Raw genomic sequence first — 16,709 nt, 5'->3', positions numbered from 1 at the left:
GGGCCCGGGCGCGTTTGCGCCCGGGCCCCTTTCCCGTCCTGTCGGCCGACCGGCCTAACCCGCTCACGTCGTACGACGCCTGCGCGCGCCCGGACGGCGCTCGCTCGGGCGGGCCACCGTCTCGCCGGCCGCCTTCGCCGCGTCGCGGCGCGCCGCGCCGTACTCGGCGAGGGCCTCCGCCAGCTTCGACACGCTCGGCTCCGGGGAGAGCACGTCGACCCGCAGGCCGTGCTCCTCCGCGGTCTTCGCCGTCGCCGGGCCGATACAGGCGATCACCGTCACGTTGTGCGGCTTGCCCGCGATGCCGACCAGGTTCCGCACCGTCGAGGAGGACGTGAAGAGAACGGCGTCGAAGCCGCCGCCCTTGATGGCCTCACGGGTGTCCGCCGGCGGCGGCGAGGCCCGCACGGTCCGGTAGGCCGTGACGTCGTCGACCTCCCAGCCCAGCTCTATCAGGCCCGCAACCAGCGTCTCCGTAGCGATGTCGGCACGCGGCAGGAAGACGCGGTCGATCGGGTCGAAGACCGGGTCGTACGGCGGCCAGTCCTCCAGCAGCCCGGCCGCGGACTGCTCTCCGCTGGGCACCAGGTCCGGCTTCACGCCGAACTCCACCAGCGCGGCCGCGGTCTGCTCGCCGACCGCCGCGACCTTGATGCCCGCGAAGGCGCGCGCGTCGAGCCCGTACTCCTCGAACTTCTCGCGCACCGCCTTGACCGCGTTGACCGAGGTGAAGGCGATCCACTCGTACCGGCCCGTCACCAGGCCCTTCACCGCACGCTCCATCTGCTGCGGGGTGCGCGGCGGCTCCACGGCGATGGTCGGCACCTCGTGCGGCACCGCGCCGTAGGAACGCAGCTGGTCGGAGAGCGACGCGGCCTGCTCCTTCGTCCGCGGCACCAGCACCCGCCAGCCGAACAGCGGCTTCGACTCGAACCACGACAGGTCCTCGCGGCGCTCGGCCGCGCCGTGCTCACCGACCACGGCTATGACCGGCCGGGCGCCCTCGGGCGACGGGAGCACCTTGCCCTGCTTGAACACCTGCGCGATCGTGCCCAGCGTGGCGGACCAGGTCCGCTGCCGGGTCGTCGTGCCGGCCACGGTCACCGTGAGCGGGGTGTCGGGCTTCCGCCCGGCCGTCACCAGCTCCGCGGCGGCCGCCGCCACCGTCTCCAGGGTCGCCGACACCACGAGGGTGCCGTCGCTGCTGCCCGCCTCGATCCAGCACCGGGCGGTGGCCGTGCGCGCGTCCACGAACCGGACGTCCGCACCGGTCTTGTCGCGCAGCGGCACACCGGCGTACGCCGGGACACCGACCGCCGTCGCGACACCGGGCACCACCTCGAAGGGGATGCCCTCGCCCGCGCACGCGAGCATCTCGTCGGTGGCGCTGCCGTCCAGGCCGGGGTCGCCGGTCACCGCACGGACGACCCGCCTGCCGGAGCGCGCGGCCTCCATGACAAGATTGGCCGCGTCTCGGATCACCGGGACACCGGCGGCTGCTGACGCCTCGTCAGCCACCGTCAGCTGAGGCGTGTCCACGCCCGCTCGCGCATGCGTCCGTACGACGTCGAGCACCTCGGGCTCCGCGATCAGTACGTCCGCGGCGGCCAGCGCCTCCACGGCGCGCAGCGTGAGCAGACCCGGGTCGCCGGGGCCGGCACCGAGGAAGGTGACGTGTCCGTGGGCGGCGACAGCCGGAAACGCGGAAGGGCTGGGACTTGAGGGGTTCAAAGCGATCGCTCCCCCATCAGACCGGCCGCACCCTTGGCGAGCATCTCGTCCGCGAGTTCGCGGCCGAGCGCCATCGCCTCGTCGTACGACTGGGGCACGGGACCGGTGGTGGACAGCTGCACCAGCGTCGAGCCGTCGAGGGTCCCGACGACTCCGCGCAGACGCATTTCGTTGACAACCTGCCCGTCGGCCAGGAGGTCGGCGAACGCGCCCACGGGTGCGCTGCAGCCGGCCTCGAGGGCGGCGAGAAGGGACCGCTCGGCGGTCACGGCGGCCCGGGTGAACGGGTCGTCGAGCTTGCCGAGGGAAGCGATGAGCTCCGCGTCGGACGCGAGGCACTCGACCGCCAGCGCACCCTGACCGGGGGCGGGCAGCACATGGTCGACGGCGAGGAAGTCGGTCGCCTCGTCCGCGCGCCCGATCCGGTTCAGACCGGCGGCAGCCAGGACGACGGCATCCAGCTCACCGTCGTGCACGAAACCGATGCGGGTGTCTACGTTGCCCCGGATCGGCACGGTCTCGATGGTCTTGCCGAGGCTGCGGGCGTACGCGTTCAGCTGCGCCATGCGGCGCGGCGAACCGGTACCGACCCGGGCCCCGTCGGGCAGCTGCTCGAAGGTCAGGCCGTCCCGGGCCACCAGGGCGTCCCGGGCGTCCTCGCGCGGCGGCATGGCCGCGATCACGAGCTCCTCGGGCTGGGCGGTCGGCAGGTCCTTCAGCGAGTGCACGGCGAAGTCGACCTCACCGCGCACCAGCGCGTCGCGCAGCGCCGTCACGAAGACACCCGTGCCGCCGATCTGCGCCAGGTGCTCGCGCGAGACGTCGCCGTACGTGGTGATCTCCACGAGCTCGACGCGACGGCCGGTGATCTTCTCGACTGCCTCGGCGACGTGCCCGGACTGGGACATGGCCAGCTTGCTGCGCCGCGTGCCGAGCCGGAGCGGCTGGTCGAGACGTGTGTTCATGATGCCCGTCCTGAGTCATCGGTCTGGTCGGCCCGGCCGACGGAGGCAACCGTCTGCGGGTCGAGGTCGAAGAGTTCGCGCAGCGCGTCCGCGTAACCGGCGCCGCCGGGTTCGCTGGCGAGCTGTTTCACGCGCACGGTGGGGGCGTGCAGCAGCTTGTCGACGACCCGTCGTACGGTCTGGGTCATCTCGGCGCGCTGCCGGTCGTCCAGTTCGGGGAGCCGGCCGTTGAGGCGCGCCACCTCGGCGGTGACGACCTCGGCGGCCATCGCCCGCAGTGCGACCACTGTGGGCGTGATGTGGGCGGCCCGCTGTGCGGCGCCGAAAGCCGCCACCTCATCCGCCACGATCCCACGCACGGCGTCCACATCGGCAGCCATCGGCGCGTCCGCGCTGGCTTCCGCAAGGCTCTCGATGTCGACCAGGCGCACTCCGGGGATCCGGTGCACCGCGGCGTCGATGTCCCTGGGCATGGCGAGGTCAAGCAGTGCCAGCCGCACCGGAACCACCGCCGAGGCGGTCGCCCGCCCGGCCCGCTTGGGCTGCCGCAGGGCGACGGCCTCGCCCTGGTCGGCCCAGGCACCGTGCAGCTCCAGCGAGCTCGCGTCCACCCCGGTGAGCGCGGCCCGCCCGGCGGCGGGCGCGTCCAGTCCGACGGGACACCCGTCCGGCTCCTCCACGGGCGCGAGCGTCCGGGCGGCCCCGCCGTCGGCGATCCGCCCGAGCTTCGCGGCAGCCTCCGCGAGCCGCGCGATGACCTCCCGGTCCGCACCGGATCCGGCCGGCTGCGCGGGCACGCCGCCCAGGGGCGCAGCCACACCGTCCGGCCCCACCGGCGTTTGAGGCGCGGGGTAGGGGGCGGAGCCCCTGGGGGTCCGGGGCGAAGCCCCGGTTGCGGGAAGGGGCGGGGAGGGGAAATCGCCGCCCGCAGGGCCCACCGCGGCCTGCACGTCGTCAGCCGTCAGCACCAGCCCGGTCGCACCCGTGCAGGACACCGCCACGTCGACTCGTGTCAGCTCATCGGCGACCTCGCCCATGCCCACGACCCGCGCCGAAGCCCCCGACTCCGCCAGGATCTCGACGAGCCGCTCGGCCCGCGCCGGTGTCCGGTTCGCCACCACGATCTCGCCCACGCCCACGCGGGCGAGCGTCGACGCCGCCAGCGAGGACATCGACCCGGCACCGATCACCAGCGCCCGCTTGCCCGCGGCCCACTTCTCCACCGGCTCCCCGCCCGGAAGCGCCAGCTGCTCCAGGCCGAAGGTCACCAGCGACTGCCCGGCCCGGTCGATCCCGGTCTCGCTGTGCGCCCGCTTGCCGACCCGCAGCGCCTGCTGGAACAGGTCGTTCATCAGCCGCCCGGCGGTGTGCAGCTCCTGCGACAGCGCCAGCGCGTCCTTGATCTGGCCGAGGATCTGGCCCTCGCCGACCACCATCGAGTCCAGCCCGCACGCCACCGAGAACAGGTGGTGCACGGCCCGGTCCTCGTAGTGCACGTACAGGTACGGGGTGAGCTCCTCCAGTGCCACCCCGCTGTGCAGCGCGAGCAGCGTCGACAGCTCGGCCACCCCGGCGTGGAACTTGTCCACGTCCGCGTACAGCTCGATCCGGTTGCAGGTGGCGAGCACCGCCGCCTCGGCCGCCGGCTCCGCCGCCAGCGTGTCGTGCAGCAGCTTCACCTTGGCGTCCGCGGTCAGCGCGGCCCGCTCCAGCACGCTCACCGGCGCACTGCGGTGGCTCAGTCCTACGACGAGCAGGCTCATGCCGGCATCACCGCCGGGACGTCACCGTCGGGGCCGCCCTTGCGCGGCACCGCGGCACCCCGCGCCGCCGGCGGTACGGGCGCACCGGCACCGGGCGCACCCGCCGCACCCGTGGCACCGGCCGCGCCCGGCGCGGCGTCGTCACCGGAGGCCGGCCCGCCCGCGGGAGCACCCGCGGCGCCGGCCGCCGCTTCCTCGCCGGCCTTCCGCTGCTCGTGGAAGGCCAGGATCTGCAGCTCGATCGACAGGTCGACCTTGCGCACGTCCACGCCCTCCGGCACGGACAGCACGGTCGGCGCGAAGTTCAGGATGGAGGTCACGCCGGCGGCGACCAGGCGGTCGCACACCTGCTGGGCGGCACCCGCCGGCGTCGCGATGACACCGATCGAGACGCCGTTCTCGTCGATGATCTTCTCCAGGTCATCGGTGTGCTGGACGGGCATGCCGGCCACCGGCTTCCCGGCCATCGCCGGGTCGGCGTCGATCAGCGCCGCGACGCGGAAGCCGCGGGAGGCGAAGCCGCCGTAGTTCGCGAGGGCCGCGCCGAGGTTGCCGATGCCGACGATGACGACCGGCCAGTCCTGGGTCAGGCCCAGCTCGCGGGAGATCTGGTAGACGAGGTACTCGACGTCGTAGCCGACACCGCGGGTGCCGTAGGAGCCGAGGTAGGAGAAGTCCTTGCGCAGCTTCGCGGAGTTGACCCCGGCCGCGGCGGCGAGCTCTTCCGAGGACACCGTGGGCACCGATCGCTCGGAGAGCGCGGTGAGAGCCCGCAGATACAGCGGGAGCCTGGCGACGGTGGCCTCGGGGATGCCTCGGCTGCGGGTCGCCGGTCGGTGATTTCGGCCAGTTGCCACGATGCTCCTGCGGGATGAGCGGGGCTGCAGGCGGCACCTTGTCCCAGGACCGCCCCGTCGGAAGCAGGCTATGTCTTTGTGAACGCGTGCACAAAGATTGTGTCCGCTTTGTCCGAGCAAAGTGATCGGGGTCACGCGGTCCGGGCACGGAAAGGCGGAACCGGGCGCACGCCGAACCCGTTCAAAACCCGAAGGGGGCAAAACCGCACACTCCACTCAACGCTATGCCCCCGAGTCCCCATAAATCGCCCATGAATGGTAACCGGCGAAGGGGGTCGGCCGGCCTCAGCCCTTCAGCGCCCGCCGCAGCCGGTCCGGGTTCACCCGCCAGAAGGTGTGCTGTTCACCGTCCACCAGCACCACCGGGATCTGCTCCCAGTGCAACCGGTAGAGCTCTTCGTCCTGTGAAATATCCCTTTTCTCCCACTGTGCACCCGTTTCGGCACACACCTTCTCGATCACCTCCTGGGCATCGTCACAGAGGTGACAGCCCGGCTTCCCGATGAGCGTGACCATCCGCTCACCGGGACTCTTCTTTTCCTTGCGACGCAGCAAAGGGGTCATGCCCCCATTCTCCCGCGCCGTTCCGCAAGCCCCGCGGCCCACGGAGGCACGCCCCGGAGGCGGACCCGGAACGGCGGCCCGCAACGGCGGCCCGGGCGACGGCCCGGAGGCACCCCCGGCCGAAGAGTTCACGCAGCCGTTTCCCCGCGGTTCGGGCGGGACCGAACACAGTGGCTATGCTCGCGTCATGGCCGCTCTCGGATGGCTCACCCCTCGCAGGCGTTCGGCGACCGCGCGCAGCGTGCTCGCGGGCGAAGCCTCGGCCGAGGCCGCCCGGAAGACCGCGCAGGCCGCGGAACCGGAGGCCGCCGCAGACACGGCCGAAGCGGCCGCGGAGGCTCCGGAGGAGTTCCCGGTCGCCGGCGACGACCAGGCCGCCGCCTTCTTCGACCTCGACAACACCGTCATGCAGGGCGCCGCGATCTTCCACTTCGGCCGCGGCCTCTACAAGCGGGAGTTCTTCCAGCGCCGCGAGCTCGCCCGGTTCGCCTGGCAGCAGGCGTGGTTCCGGCTGGCCGGGGTGGAGGACCCCGACCACATGCAGGACGCCCGCGACAGCGCCCTCTCCATCGTCAAGGGGCACCAGGTCTCCGACCTGATGGCCATCGGCGAGGAGATCTACGACGAGTACATGGCCGAGCGCATCTGGCCGGGCACCCGCGCGCTGGCCCAGGCCCACTTGGACGCCGGCCAGAAGGTCTGGCTGGTCACCGCCGCACCGGTGGAGACCGCCACGATCATCGCCCGCCGGCTCGGCCTGACCGGAGCCCTGGGCACCGTCGCCGAGTCCGTCGACGGGGTCTACACCGGGCGCCTGGTCGGCGAGCCGCTGCACGGCCCGGCCAAGGCCGAGGCGGTGCGCGCACTGGCCGCCGCCGAGGGGCTGGACCTCGCGCGCTGCGCGGCGTACAGCGATTCGCACAACGACATTCCGATGCTGTCGCTGGTCGGGCATCCGTACGCGATCAATCCCGACACAAAACTGCGCAGGCATGCCCGGGCGAACGACTGGCGCCTGCGCGACTATCGGACCGGCCGCAAGGCCGTGAAGGTCGGCGTCCCGGCCGCCGCCGGGGTCGGCGCCCTCGCGGGCGGCGCGGCCGCCGCGATCGCACTGCACCGCCGCCGCCGGTAGCAACGGGCCGGTGACGGGCCATTCCCACTGCCTTACCCGCCCCCGCCGGGCGGCACTCCGGGCTGCCCGACTCGGCCACAACAAGCCTTGGAAGCATCCATTCCGGGTGCGATTTCGATCACCAATCGATCACCGTCAGCGACTGAATATGCCCTCGACACGAAACAGAAGTGTCGGAAGCGATTGTTTTCGCAACTGGGTGTAGTGCTGCCTGTACGAAGCGTTATTCTCCTCAGACGCATGCCACCGCCCATCTGTCGCCACGACGGGTGAACGGTCCCGCACTGCACGTGATGGAAGCTCTGCCTCTGGGAGTCCCGTGTACCCACCTGTCGGGGTTGACGCCTCGGGCCTGGCTACGCTGCGCGCAACGGTCGTCGACCACCTGCGCCGGTTCGTCCCCACCGCGTACCCGGTCCCCGCCTTCGCCACCGCGGTCCCCGCCGGCCTCGGCCCGGCCGGGCCCTGCTACGCCCTGACCGACGGCGGGGCGACGGTCGGCAGACGCGGTCGTACGAGCACGGCCGCGGCCGGCGGCGGCACGGGCACCCAGGCGGCCCGTCGCCCCACCGCGGACAGTGACAGCGCGCGCATGCTGGACCTGGTCGAACGCGCCCAGGCCGGCGAGGCCGATGCCTTCGGCCGGCTCTACGACCAGTACAGCGACACGGTGTACCGCTACATCTACTACCGGGTCGGCGGCAAGGCCACGGCGGAGGACCTCACCAGCGAGACCTTCCTGCGCGCCCTGCGCCGCATCTCCACCTTCACCTGGCAGGGCCGCGACTTCGGCGCCTGGCTGGTCACGATCGCGCGGAACCTGGTCGCGGACCACTTCAAGTCCAGCCGCTTCCGCCTCGAAGTGACCACCGGCGAAATGCTGGACGCCAACGAGGTGGAACGGTCCCCCGAGGACTCCGTCCTGGAGTCCCTCTCCAACGCGGCCCTGCTGGAGGCCGTCCGCAAACTCAACCCGCAGCAGCAGGAATGCGTGACCCTGCGTTTCCTGCAGGGCCTCTCGGTCGCCGAGACGGCCCGGGTGATGGGGAAGAACGAGGGCGCGATCAAGACCCTCCAGTACCGGGCGGTCCGCACCCTGGCCCGGCTCCTCCCGGACGACGCCCGCTGAGTCCCGCCATGCCTCTGTGGTCCGATCATCCTTCGTCCGTAACCCAAGTGCCGCGCCGCTCGTTGTGCGGAATGCAGGCTCCCTGTGGATACGCCATGCCCGAAGCCGCTCACTCGAAAGTGTGGATGTGCTCAAGGAAGGCAACCTTCCGGACACCTTGGGGAGTCGATCGTCATGACGAGAGGAGGTGCCGCCAGTGATCGCGAACGTCTCTCCCCACCGGCGGGCGAACGCCTTCGCCCAGGCCCTGGAGGATCGGACAGAGTCCGAGCTTTCGGATTCCGAGCCGGCGGCCGAGCAGTCCGAGGCACCTGCCGAACCTGCCGACCCCGACCGGCTGCTGGCCCTGGCGAGCGCGCTCGGCGAACTGCCGCGCCCGCAGATGGACGCAGACGTCAAAGTGGTGCAACGAGCGCAGCTCGTTGCCGCCATGGAGGCCATGGTGATGGAGGAGAGGGCCGGGGGCGGAGCCGCCTCGGACCCTCAGGTGCCCGAACAGCGGACGGTGCGGGGCGCCCACCGGGCGACCCCGCTCCGGAAATTGCGACCGCGCTCCCGCTGGTCCAAGGGCATCGCAGCGGGCGGCCTCACCGTCGGTGTGGCCGCGGGGGCTTTCGGCGGAGTGGCCGCTGCCAGTACCAACGCCCTGCCGGGTGACTCCCTCTACCCGGTGAAACTGGGCATGGAGGACCTCAAGCTCGGGATGGCCGACGACGACGCCGACAAGGGCCGGCTCTACCTCGACCAGGCCTCCACCCGGCTGTCCGAGGCCCGTCGGCTGATGGAGCGCGGCCGGTCCGGCACCCTGGACCACGAGTCGCTCGGCGAGATCCGGCGCGCCCTGGCCGGCGTCCGGCACGACGCCGCGGAGGCCCACCGGCTGCTCCAGTCGGCCTATGAGCGGGACGGGGAGATCGGGCCCATCCAGGACCTGAGCTCCTTCTCCCGGTCCCACCGGGAGAGCTGGACCAAGCTCCGCTCCAACCTCCCGCCGCAGCTCACCGACGTGGGCGACGAGGTCTCCACGGTCTTCCAGGCCATAGAGGACGACGTGGAACCGCTGCAGAGCCTGCTCCCGAAGCCTCCCGAGCAGACCCGCGGCGGCTCGGCCCCGTCCGGCAGCCAGACCAAGCCCGGCCACAGCACCGGCCGTACGCCGTCCGGCACGCCCGCGGCCAAGCACAGCGGCGGCACCCCGGCACCGGCGGCCCCCTCGGCCGGCCAGTCCCAGGGGTCGAAGCCCGGTCTGCTGCCCGGCACCGGCGACCTGCTCAAGCCGCCTGCCGAGCAGACCAGCCCGTCCCCGGCCGCACCCTCCCCGGAGGCGAAGCCGGACATCACCCTCCCGCCGTTGATCCCCGGCCTGCTCCCTGGCCTGGGCATCAACCAGGAGGACGCGGGCTGACCGCGTCGAAGGGGCGGGCCGTGTGTGGCGGCCCGCCCCTTCGGCGTGCCCGAAAAGACCGCCCCTTCGGCGTGCCCGAAAAGACCGAGCGGAAGACGCTCAGAAGAACACGGACCGCCGCTGCACCAGCAGCTTGTAGAGCGTGTGCTGGATCTGCTCCCGGACCTGGTCCGTGAGGTTGAACATCAGCATCGGGTCCTCCGCCGCCTCCGGCGCGAACCCGTCCGTCGGGATCGGCTCCCCGAACTGGATCGTCCACTTCGTCGGCAGCGGCACCGCCCCGAGCGGCCCCAGCCACGGGAACGTCGGCGTGACCGGGAAGTACGGGATCCCCAGCAGCCGCGCCAGCGTCTTCGCGTTCCCGATCATCGGATAGATCTCCTCGGCCCCGACGATCGAGCACGGGATGATCGGGGTCCGCGCCCGCAGCGCCGTCGACACGAAGCCGCCCCGCCCGAAGCGCTGCAGCTTGTACCGCTCTCCGAACGGCTTCCCCAGCCCCTTGAAGCCCTCCGGCATCACCCCGACCAACTCCCCGGCCTCCAGCAGCCGCTGCGCGTCCTCCGCGCACGCCAGGGTGTGCCCCGCCTTGCGGGCCACCTCGTTGACCACCGGCAGCATGAAGACGAGATCCGCGGCCAGCAGCCTCAGGTGCCGCTGCGCCGGGTGCCGGTCGTGGACCGCCACCTGCAGCATCAGGCCGTCCAGCGGCAGCGCCCCCGAGTGGTTCGACACGATCAGGGCGCCGCCCTCGGCCGGGATGTTCTCGATGCCCTTGACCTCGACCCGGAAGTACCGGTCGTACAGCGGCCGCAGCAGCGACATCAGGACCTGGTCGGTGAGCTCCTTGTCGTAGCCGAACTCGTCGACCTCGTAGTCGCCCGTCACCCGCCGCCGCAGGAAGGCCAGCCCGCTCGCGATCCGCCGGTCCCACTCGCCACGGCCGGCGGCATCCGCTCCGGCCGGCGTCGCCGCCGTCCGTCCCCGGTCCGTCTCCTCCTGCGCGCCCTCCTCCGGTGTGCGCTCCACCGACTCCGGCGAGACCGCCGGCTCCGGCACCGCCCGCACCCGCCGCCCGCCGGCCGGGCGCCGGCGCGGCCGGTCCTCGTCGAACGGAATGACCTTGGCGTCCGCCACTATCGGTTCGCTCCCTCGTCGTCCGCGCCGTAGCCGGCGTACGCGTCCCCCGTGTCCCGCGTGTCCCGCACGCCGTCGCCGATTCCGGGACGGCCCGCCTCCACGTCCAGCAGCCGCGCCACCCCGTCCACGGCCCGGCCCATCAGCTCCGGCGGCAGCAGCCCGGTCCCGCGGCTCCGCGCGAAGTCCGCGAACGCCTCCGCGGTGGTGTAGAGCGGATCAAAGCCCAGCACCTCCCGCATCTGCGTGGTCTCCACGACCCGCCCGTGCGTCATCAGCCGGATCTGCTCCGGCGAGAACTCCGTCACGCCCACCGCCCGCAGCGCCGACCCCACCCAGGTGACGGCCGGCAGCAGCAGCGGCACGGTCGGCCGCCCCAGCCGCCGCGAGCACTGCGACAGCAGCAGCACCCCGTCACCCGCGATGTTGAAGGTCCCGCTGTTCAGCGTGCCCCGACGCGGCTCCTGCGCCGCCAGGGCCAGCACGTCCAGCACGTCGTCCTCGTGCACGAACTGCAGCCTCGGGTCGAAGCCCAGCACCGTGGGCAGCACCGGCATCGAGAAGTACTCCGCCAGCGGGGAGTCGGCGAACGGCCCCAGGATGTTGGCGAACCGCAGCACGCAGACCGCCACGTCCGGCCGGCGCCGCGCGAAACCCCGCACATAGCCCTCGACCTCGGCGGCGTCCTTCGCGAACCCGCCCGACGGCAGCGCCTTCGGCTGCGCGGTCTCCGGGAACACGGCCGGATCCCTGGCCGCACCCCCGTACACGGCGGTGCTCGACTTCACCACCAGCCGCCGCACCGTGGGCGACTTCTGGCACGCCCCCAGCAGCTGCATGGTGCCGATGACGTTGGTCTCCTTGACGGCGCTGCGCGTGCCGCCGCCCGCTCCCGCGCCGCCCCCGGTGACGGCGAGATGGACCACCGTGTCCACCGCGTGCTCCGCCAGCACCCGGGCGATCGCCGACTGCCTGATGTCCGTACGGACGAACTCGGCGGCACCCAGCCGGTACGGCGGCTTCACCGAGTCCACCGCGATCACCCGCTCCACCCCCGGGTCCCGCTGCACCCGGCGCACGAAACGGGCTCCCAGCTGCCGGGCAGCCCCGGTCACCAGCACGACCTTCCCCACAGCCCCGCGCCTCCCTCATCCGCACCCGATTGCACCGAAGCCCCCCCACCATGATGGTGGAGGGGCTGCGGAGAACACGTACAGCTGCCGCTTACTTCTTGTTGCGGCGCTGAACGCGGGTGCGCTTGAGCAGCTTGCGGTGCTTCTTCTTGGCCATCCGCTTACGCCGCTTCTTGATAACAGAGCCCACGACTACCCTCGCTCACTTCGATTCACTCGGTGCGGGGCGTCTGGGCCCACACGACCTACGTCGGCCTAGCCTACCCGCCTGAGCGCCCTGCTTGTAATCCGAGGGCTACCGGGCGTCTGCCCTCAGGCCGACTCCACCCCCACATAGGACTCGCGTAGGTATTCGTGAACCGCGTTCTCGGGGACCCGGAAGGACCGGCCCACCCGGATCGCGGGCAGATGGCCGTTGTGCACCAGGCGGTACACGGTCATCTTCGACACTCGCATCACCGAGGCGACCTCCGCCACGGTCAGGAACTGAACCTCGCTGAGAGGCTTCCTCTCGCCTGCAGCCATGACACACCTTGACCTTCCGCGCATGACGGGGCACCGGCTTCCCCTCCGGTTACTCCACGTCGTCGCACGCTCACTCCCCAGACTAGGGGCGGGTGATGCGAGTGGGGAAGAGGTGTTGCAGCCACCGGCCGCCCTCCGCCACTACCGGGACGGACACGCACGATCGAGTACATACCGGGTCAACGGCAGGTAGTGCTCCGACCGCACCGCATCGTCCAGCGGGACGGCCACCGCCACGGTCCCCTCGGCCTCCCCGACGAACAGCGCCGGATCGTCCGTATCGGCCAGCCCCATGGCATCAATACCCAGCTGACCTGCCCCGCAGACCCATCCGTGGTCCCCCACCACGAGCTCCGGCAGCGGCCCGCCGGCCTCCACCAGCGACTCCAGCGCGACCCTCACCGGCAGCGGCGAATGGGAATGTGCGCCGGTCGCACCCCCTCGCGCCCGCGCGCCGGGTTCCCGCACCAGGGCGACCCCCCGTACGTAATCGAGGGTGTAGGTGCGTACGCCGAACCGCGTCGCCACGTCGACCCCGCGGCCCTGCGCCGGAGTGAGCACGGCACAGCCCGCCGCCGACAGCGCCTCGGCCAAACTGGCGTAGAACCCCAGGAGACGCTGGGGGTGACCCGTCCCGAACACCACGGGTGCCCGCGCCTCGACGGCCTCCCCCAGCCGCACCGCGAACGCCTCCAGGGCCGCCAGGGTCCGCTCCGGATCGATCACGTCCGGGCCGCTGACGTGCGACGGGTCCGCCGACACCCCGCACCTCTCCGCCATCAGGCGCACCAGGTCGGGCACCGCCCAGTCCTCCGGGTCGAGCCCCAGCAGGACCCTGGGGTCCCGGGCCGCGAACAGCCGGTAGCTGCGCAGGCTCTCCTCCCGGGTCGTGGCCACGGGCCCGGCCAGCCGGGCCGCCAGCAGATGCGCACGCATGGCGCCGGTGCTCAACACCCCTCCGATGCTGCCGCACTCGGCTCCGACGAACACCAATTCCCGGGAACAGCCGCACACTTGGCCTAACAACGCCTTTACCGGACGGACCGTCAGATGAATGGCTCCGGGTCCGGCACCGGCAGCTCGGTGATCCGCCCGACGACCCGTCAGGCGAACCGTCAGGCGACCCGTCAGACCAGCAGGCCCCGCAGCGGGAACACCGCCCGCCGGGTGGCCAGCACCGCCTGGTCGAGCCGGTCCGCCGGGTCGTAACCCGCCTCCCAGTCACGCCACTCGGGAGTGCGTCCGTCCGTCATCCGGGCCGGAGCGAGCTGCCTGGTCCGCGCGTACACCTCGTCCCGCCAGGAGGCCGGCACCATCGACCCGGGATCCACCGGCCGGTGCGCGGCGATCGCCACCAGGTGCGTCCAGGAGCGCGGTACGACGTCCACGACGGCGTACCCGCCGCCGCCGAGCGCCAGCCAGCGCCCGTCCGCGTACTCGTGCGCCAGCGCGTGGCACGCCTCCTGCACGGCCCGCTGGGCGTCCAGGGACACCGCGAGGTGCGCGAGCGGGTCCTCGAAGTGCGTGTCGGCGCCGTGCTGGGTCACCAGCACCTGCGGCCGGAAGTCGGCGAGGAGCTCGGGCACGGTGGCGTGGAAGGCCCGCAGCCAGCCCTCGTCGCCGGTGCCGGCCGGGAGCGCCACGTTGACCGCGCTGCCCTCGGCAGCGGGCCCGCCGGTCTCCTCGGGCCACCCGGTCTGCGGGAACAGCGTGCGCGGGTGCTCGTGCAGGGAGACGGTCAACACCCGCGGGTCGTCCCAGAACGCCGCCTGCACGCCGTCCCCGTGGTGCACGTCCACGTCCACGTACGCGACGCGCTCGGCGCCCAGCTCCAGCAGCCGCGCGATGGCGATGGACGCGTCGTTGTAGATGCAGAACCCGGCGGCCCCGCCGGGCATGGCGTGGTGCAGGCCGCCGGCGAAGTTCACGGCGTGCTCGGCCTCGCCGCGCCAGACGGCCTCGGCCCCGGCGACGGACTGTCCGGCGATCAGCGCGGACGCCTCGTGCATGCCGGCGAAGGCCGGGTCGTCGGGCGTGCCCAGGCCGTAGGAGCCGTCCGCGGCCCGTGGATCGTCCGAGACCGCGCGTACGGCGGCCACGTAGTCCTCCCGGTGGACCAGCCGCAAGGTGGAGTCCCCGGCCGCCCTGGCGGCCCGTACGTCGACCTCCCGGTCCAGCCCGAAGGCCCGGACCAGCCCCATGGTCAGGGCCAGCCGCACCGGATCCATCGGATGGTCCGGCCCGAAGTCATAGCCCGTGACCGCCTCGTCCCACATCAGCAATCGGCGCCCGCTCATGCCCGACACGGTAGCGGGCGCCTTCCGCGGCGCCGAACGAGCGGGCGTGGAAGAGGGTCACCAGGACGAGGAGCATCGGTACGAGCATGGCCCCGCGGTAGCTCCAGGCGTCCCCGAGGGCCCCGACGAGCGGCGAGCCCACCAGGAACCCCACGTAGTTGAAGATGTTCAGCCGGGCGATCGCGGTGTCGGAGGAGCCGGGGAACAATCGCCCGGCGGCGGCGAAGGTCTGGGGCACGATCACGCACAGCCCGAACCCGAGGAGCGTGAACCCGAGCATCCCGACCCAGGCCCCCTGCGCGACGGCCACCACCGCGAACCCGCCGGCCGCGACCAGCGTCCCGCACCGCACGACGCCCGCGGCCCCGAACCGCCGCACCCCGAGGTCCCCCACGGCCCGCCCGAGCAGCGTGGTCACCATGTAGACGTTGTAGGGGACGGTGGCCAGCTGCTCGGAGCTGCCCAGCACGTCCTGGAGGTACTTGGCGCTCCAGTTCGCCACGGTCGAGTCCCCGATGTACGCGCAGGCCATCACCAGGCACAGCGGCCACAGCACCGCGAACTTCACGGCACTGCCGGCAGCACGCGCGGACTCCTGACGACCGTCCTGGGCGGCCCCGTCCCGATCGGCGCCGTCCAGGTCGGCACGGTCCCGGTCGACGTAGTACCGGCTGCCGGCCAGGACCAGCGGCAGCAGCAGGGCCACCGCCGGCAGGTAGGAGACGAACAGCCCGAGGTGCCAGTGCGCCCCGGCCCACGCCGCGGAGGCGCCGACGATCCCGCCCAGGCTGTAGGCGGCGTGGAACCCGAGCATGATGCTCCGCCCGTACGCCCGCTGCAGGCTGACGCCGAGCATGTTCATGGACGCGTCGAGCGCGCCGACGGCGAGCCCGAAGAAGGCCAGGGCGACCGCCGCGTGCCACAGCCGGGTGCCGGCCCCGACCCCCAGCAGCGCGAGCAGCACCACCGGCTGAGACCACCCCAGGACGACGCTCGGCGGCACCCGCTTCACCAGCCGCTCGGTGACGACGCTGGCCACTCCGGCGAGCACGGGCACGGCGGCGAGGAAGAGGGGAAGCAGTCCGTCGGATATCCCGTACGCCTTCTGGATGCCGGGGATCCGGGTCACCAGGAGGGCGAAGGTGACGCCCTGCACGAAGAAGCTGAACCCGAGCGCCCCGCGCCCGCGCCGCATCACCGTCGTGGTCATGGCCATGGTCATGGCGGCACAGCGTAGGGCCGGCGGCTACCGGTGGGTAGAGATCAGACCGAGAAGTTCCTTCATCTCCCCGAACAGCCCGGTGGACCCGCCGAGTTTCACGGCACCGGTCATCGCCGTGTACCCGTACACGTCCATCCCGGCGGCGACGGCAGCCTGCACACCGAGCGGGCTGTCCTCGACGACCACGCAACGGGCCGGCTCGACCCCCATCTCCCGTGCGGCATGGAGAAAGAGGTCCGGCGCGGGCTTCCCCTTGCCCACGTCCTCGGCGCTGAAGACGATCCGGTCCTCGAACCACTCGCTCAGTCCGGCGGCCCGGTGGCCGGCCCGGATCCGCGCGTGCCCGGACGAGGAGGCCACGCAGTAGGGAACCCCGGCTCCCCGGAGCCCGGCGAGCACGTCCTCGATCCCGGCGACGGCCTGCAGCTCCCGTTCGAACGCGGTGAGCGTCCGCTCCAGGAGCGTCTCGTTGAACCCGCCGGGCAGCCGCTGCCCGGACCGCTCGTACACGAGGTCGTGCACCCGGTGCACCGCGGACCCCATGTAGTCCCGCAGGGAGTCCTCGTAGGAGGTCGGATGCCCCAACTCGGTCAGGTACCCGGCAAGGATGGTGTTGGCGAGCGGCTCACTGTCCACGAGCACACCGTCGTTGTCGAAGATGACCAGCTCATATCTCATGCCCCGACCCTAAACGGGCCGCCCGAACAGGCCCGCCCAAACGGACCCAGAACGCAAGAAAGCCCCGGACCACAAGGTCCGGGGCTTCCCGCAATGATTGTTCGGCGGCGTCCTACTCTCCCACAGGGTCCCCCCTGCAGTACCATCGGCGCTGAAAGGCTTAGCTTC

At 72.2% G+C, this 16,709-nt stretch carries 16 protein-coding genes; 3 read left to right on the top strand and 13 right to left on the bottom strand.

The window, feature by feature from the left end; translation table 11 throughout:
- Nucleotides 1-63 precede the first annotated feature (63 nt).
- The 5 genes from AB0O36_RS35610 to AB0O36_RS35590 form a co-directional block, all read right to left on the bottom strand.
- Nucleotides 64-1,731 (bottom strand): bifunctional uroporphyrinogen-III C-methyltransferase/uroporphyrinogen-III synthase, encoded by a 1,668-nt coding sequence (locus AB0O36_RS35610; protein WP_365117812.1) that lies wholly within the window; start codon nucleotides 1,729-1,731, stop codon nucleotides 64-66.
- Complete coding sequence (gene hemC, locus AB0O36_RS35605; RefSeq protein WP_365117810.1) at nucleotides 1,728-2,696, bottom strand: hydroxymethylbilane synthase; 969 nt, start codon at nucleotides 2,694-2,696, stop codon at nucleotides 1,728-1,730. Before hemC ends, AB0O36_RS35610 begins: the two co-directional genes overlap by 4 nt.
- A complete protein-coding gene (locus AB0O36_RS35600; protein WP_365117808.1) occupies nucleotides 2,693-4,459 on the bottom strand; it encodes a glutamyl-tRNA reductase in 1,767 nt (588 codons plus the stop codon). The genes hemC and AB0O36_RS35600 overlap by 4 nt, the downstream gene beginning before the upstream one ends.
- Nucleotides 4,456-5,316, bottom strand: a complete 861-nt coding sequence (locus AB0O36_RS35595) for a redox-sensing transcriptional repressor Rex (RefSeq protein WP_365117805.1) — start codon at nucleotides 5,314-5,316, stop codon at nucleotides 4,456-4,458. Before AB0O36_RS35595 ends, AB0O36_RS35600 begins: the two co-directional genes overlap by 4 nt.
- A 285-nt stretch (nucleotides 5,317-5,601) precedes the next feature.
- Complete coding sequence (locus AB0O36_RS35590) at nucleotides 5,602-5,880, bottom strand: glutaredoxin family protein (RefSeq protein WP_365117803.1); 279 nt, start codon at nucleotides 5,878-5,880, stop codon at nucleotides 5,602-5,604.
- Between the two features lie 187 nt (nucleotides 5,881-6,067).
- On the opposite strand from AB0O36_RS35590, the gene AB0O36_RS35585 reads away from it, so the two are divergent.
- The 3 genes from AB0O36_RS35585 (at nucleotide 6,068) to AB0O36_RS35575 (ending at nucleotide 9,549) form a co-directional block, all read left to right on the top strand.
- Nucleotides 6,068-7,015: an HAD-IB family hydrolase gene (locus AB0O36_RS35585; RefSeq protein WP_365117800.1), complete on the top strand. Its 948-nt coding sequence runs from the start codon at nucleotides 6,068-6,070 to the stop codon at nucleotides 7,013-7,015.
- 319 nt (nucleotides 7,016-7,334) lie between these two features.
- Nucleotides 7,335-8,144 carry an ECF subfamily RNA polymerase sigma factor, BldN family gene (locus AB0O36_RS35580; protein WP_365117797.1) on the top strand — a complete coding sequence of 270 codons (810 nt, stop codon included), beginning with the start codon at nucleotides 7,335-7,337 and terminating at the stop codon, nucleotides 8,142-8,144.
- A 196-nt stretch (nucleotides 8,145-8,340) separates the two neighbouring features.
- Nucleotides 8,341-9,549 carry a DUF5667 domain-containing protein gene (locus AB0O36_RS35575; protein ID WP_365117794.1) on the top strand — a complete coding sequence of 403 codons (1,209 nt, stop codon included), beginning with the start codon at nucleotides 8,341-8,343 and terminating at the stop codon, nucleotides 9,547-9,549.
- A 99-nt stretch (nucleotides 9,550-9,648) separates the two neighbouring features.
- On the opposite strand, the gene AB0O36_RS35570 is transcribed toward AB0O36_RS35575, so the two are convergent.
- From AB0O36_RS35570 to AB0O36_RS35535, 8 genes are all read right to left on the bottom strand, one after another.
- The gene (locus tag AB0O36_RS35570; protein ID WP_365117792.1) at nucleotides 9,649-10,686 is read right to left on the bottom strand and encodes a lysophospholipid acyltransferase family protein; all 1,038 of its coding nucleotides are present in this window, start codon (nucleotides 10,684-10,686) and stop codon (nucleotides 9,649-9,651) included.
- A complete protein-coding gene (locus AB0O36_RS35565; protein ID WP_365117790.1) occupies nucleotides 10,686-11,819 on the bottom strand; it encodes an NAD-dependent epimerase/dehydratase family protein in 1,134 nt (377 codons plus the stop codon). Before AB0O36_RS35565 ends, AB0O36_RS35570 begins: the two co-directional genes overlap by 1 nt.
- A 91-nt stretch (nucleotides 11,820-11,910) precedes the next feature.
- Nucleotides 11,911-12,009, bottom strand: coding sequence for an AURKAIP1/COX24 domain-containing protein (locus AB0O36_RS35560; protein WP_003948845.1), 99 nt, complete (start codon nucleotides 12,007-12,009; stop codon nucleotides 11,911-11,913).
- A gap of 122 nt (nucleotides 12,010-12,131) precedes the next feature.
- Nucleotides 12,132-12,344, bottom strand: a complete 213-nt coding sequence (locus AB0O36_RS35555) for a helix-turn-helix domain-containing protein (RefSeq protein ID WP_365117787.1) — start codon at nucleotides 12,342-12,344, stop codon at nucleotides 12,132-12,134.
- A 141-nt stretch (nucleotides 12,345-12,485) separates the two neighbouring features.
- Nucleotides 12,486-13,298 (bottom strand): phosphatase, encoded by an 813-nt coding sequence (locus AB0O36_RS35550; protein ID WP_365117785.1) that lies wholly within the window; start codon nucleotides 13,296-13,298, stop codon nucleotides 12,486-12,488.
- 173 nt (nucleotides 13,299-13,471) lie between these two features.
- Entirely contained in the window at nucleotides 13,472-14,641 is a 1,170-nt protein-coding gene (locus AB0O36_RS35545) for an acetoin utilization protein AcuC (protein WP_365117782.1), read from the bottom strand.
- Nucleotides 14,592-15,836, bottom strand: a complete 1,245-nt coding sequence (locus AB0O36_RS35540; RefSeq protein ID WP_365117850.1) for an MFS transporter — start codon at nucleotides 15,834-15,836, stop codon at nucleotides 14,592-14,594. The genes AB0O36_RS35545 and AB0O36_RS35540 overlap by 50 nt, the downstream gene beginning before the upstream one ends.
- Before the next feature lie 51 nt (nucleotides 15,837-15,887).
- Nucleotides 15,888-16,541: an HAD family hydrolase gene (locus AB0O36_RS35535; RefSeq protein ID WP_365117779.1), complete on the bottom strand. Its 654-nt coding sequence runs from the start codon at nucleotides 16,539-16,541 to the stop codon at nucleotides 15,888-15,890.
- Nucleotides 16,542-16,709: the final 168 nt, after the last annotated feature.

The organism is Streptomyces sp. NPDC089799 (assembly GCF_040684755.1).
Classification (GTDB): Bacteria; Actinomycetota; Actinomycetes; order Streptomycetales; family Streptomycetaceae; genus Streptomyces.
The sequence above is the reverse complement of the archived record's forward strand: the minus strand, read 5'-3'. Positions and strand labels throughout refer to the sequence as shown.

Bases quoted from the DNA above. Each gene is read 5' to 3' on its own strand.
- AB0O36_RS35535 (WP_365117779.1), bottom strand. From the start codon at position 16,541: ATGAGATATGAGCTGGTCATCTTCGACAACGACGGTGTGCTCGTGGAC.
- hemC (WP_365117810.1), bottom strand. From the start codon at position 2,696: ATGAACACACGTCTCGACCAGCCGCTCCGGCTCGGCACGCGGCGCAGC.
- AB0O36_RS35545 (WP_365117782.1), bottom strand. From the start codon at position 14,641: ATGAGCGGGCGCCGATTGCTGATGTGGGACGAGGCGGTCACGGGCTAT.
- AB0O36_RS35540 (WP_365117850.1), bottom strand. From the start codon at position 15,836: ATGCGGCGCGGGCGCGGGGCGCTCGGGTTCAGCTTCTTCGTGCAGGGC.
- AB0O36_RS35590 (WP_365117803.1), bottom strand. From the start codon at position 5,880: ATGACCCCTTTGCTGCGTCGCAAGGAAAAGAAGAGTCCCGGTGAGCGG.
- AB0O36_RS35555 (WP_365117787.1), bottom strand. From the start codon at position 12,344: ATGGCTGCAGGCGAGAGGAAGCCTCTCAGCGAGGTTCAGTTCCTGACC.
- AB0O36_RS35585 (WP_365117800.1), top strand. From the start codon at position 6,068: ATGGCCGCTCTCGGATGGCTCACCCCTCGCAGGCGTTCGGCGACCGCG.
- AB0O36_RS35600 (WP_365117808.1), bottom strand. From the start codon at position 4,459: ATGAGCCTGCTCGTCGTAGGACTGAGCCACCGCAGTGCGCCGGTGAGC.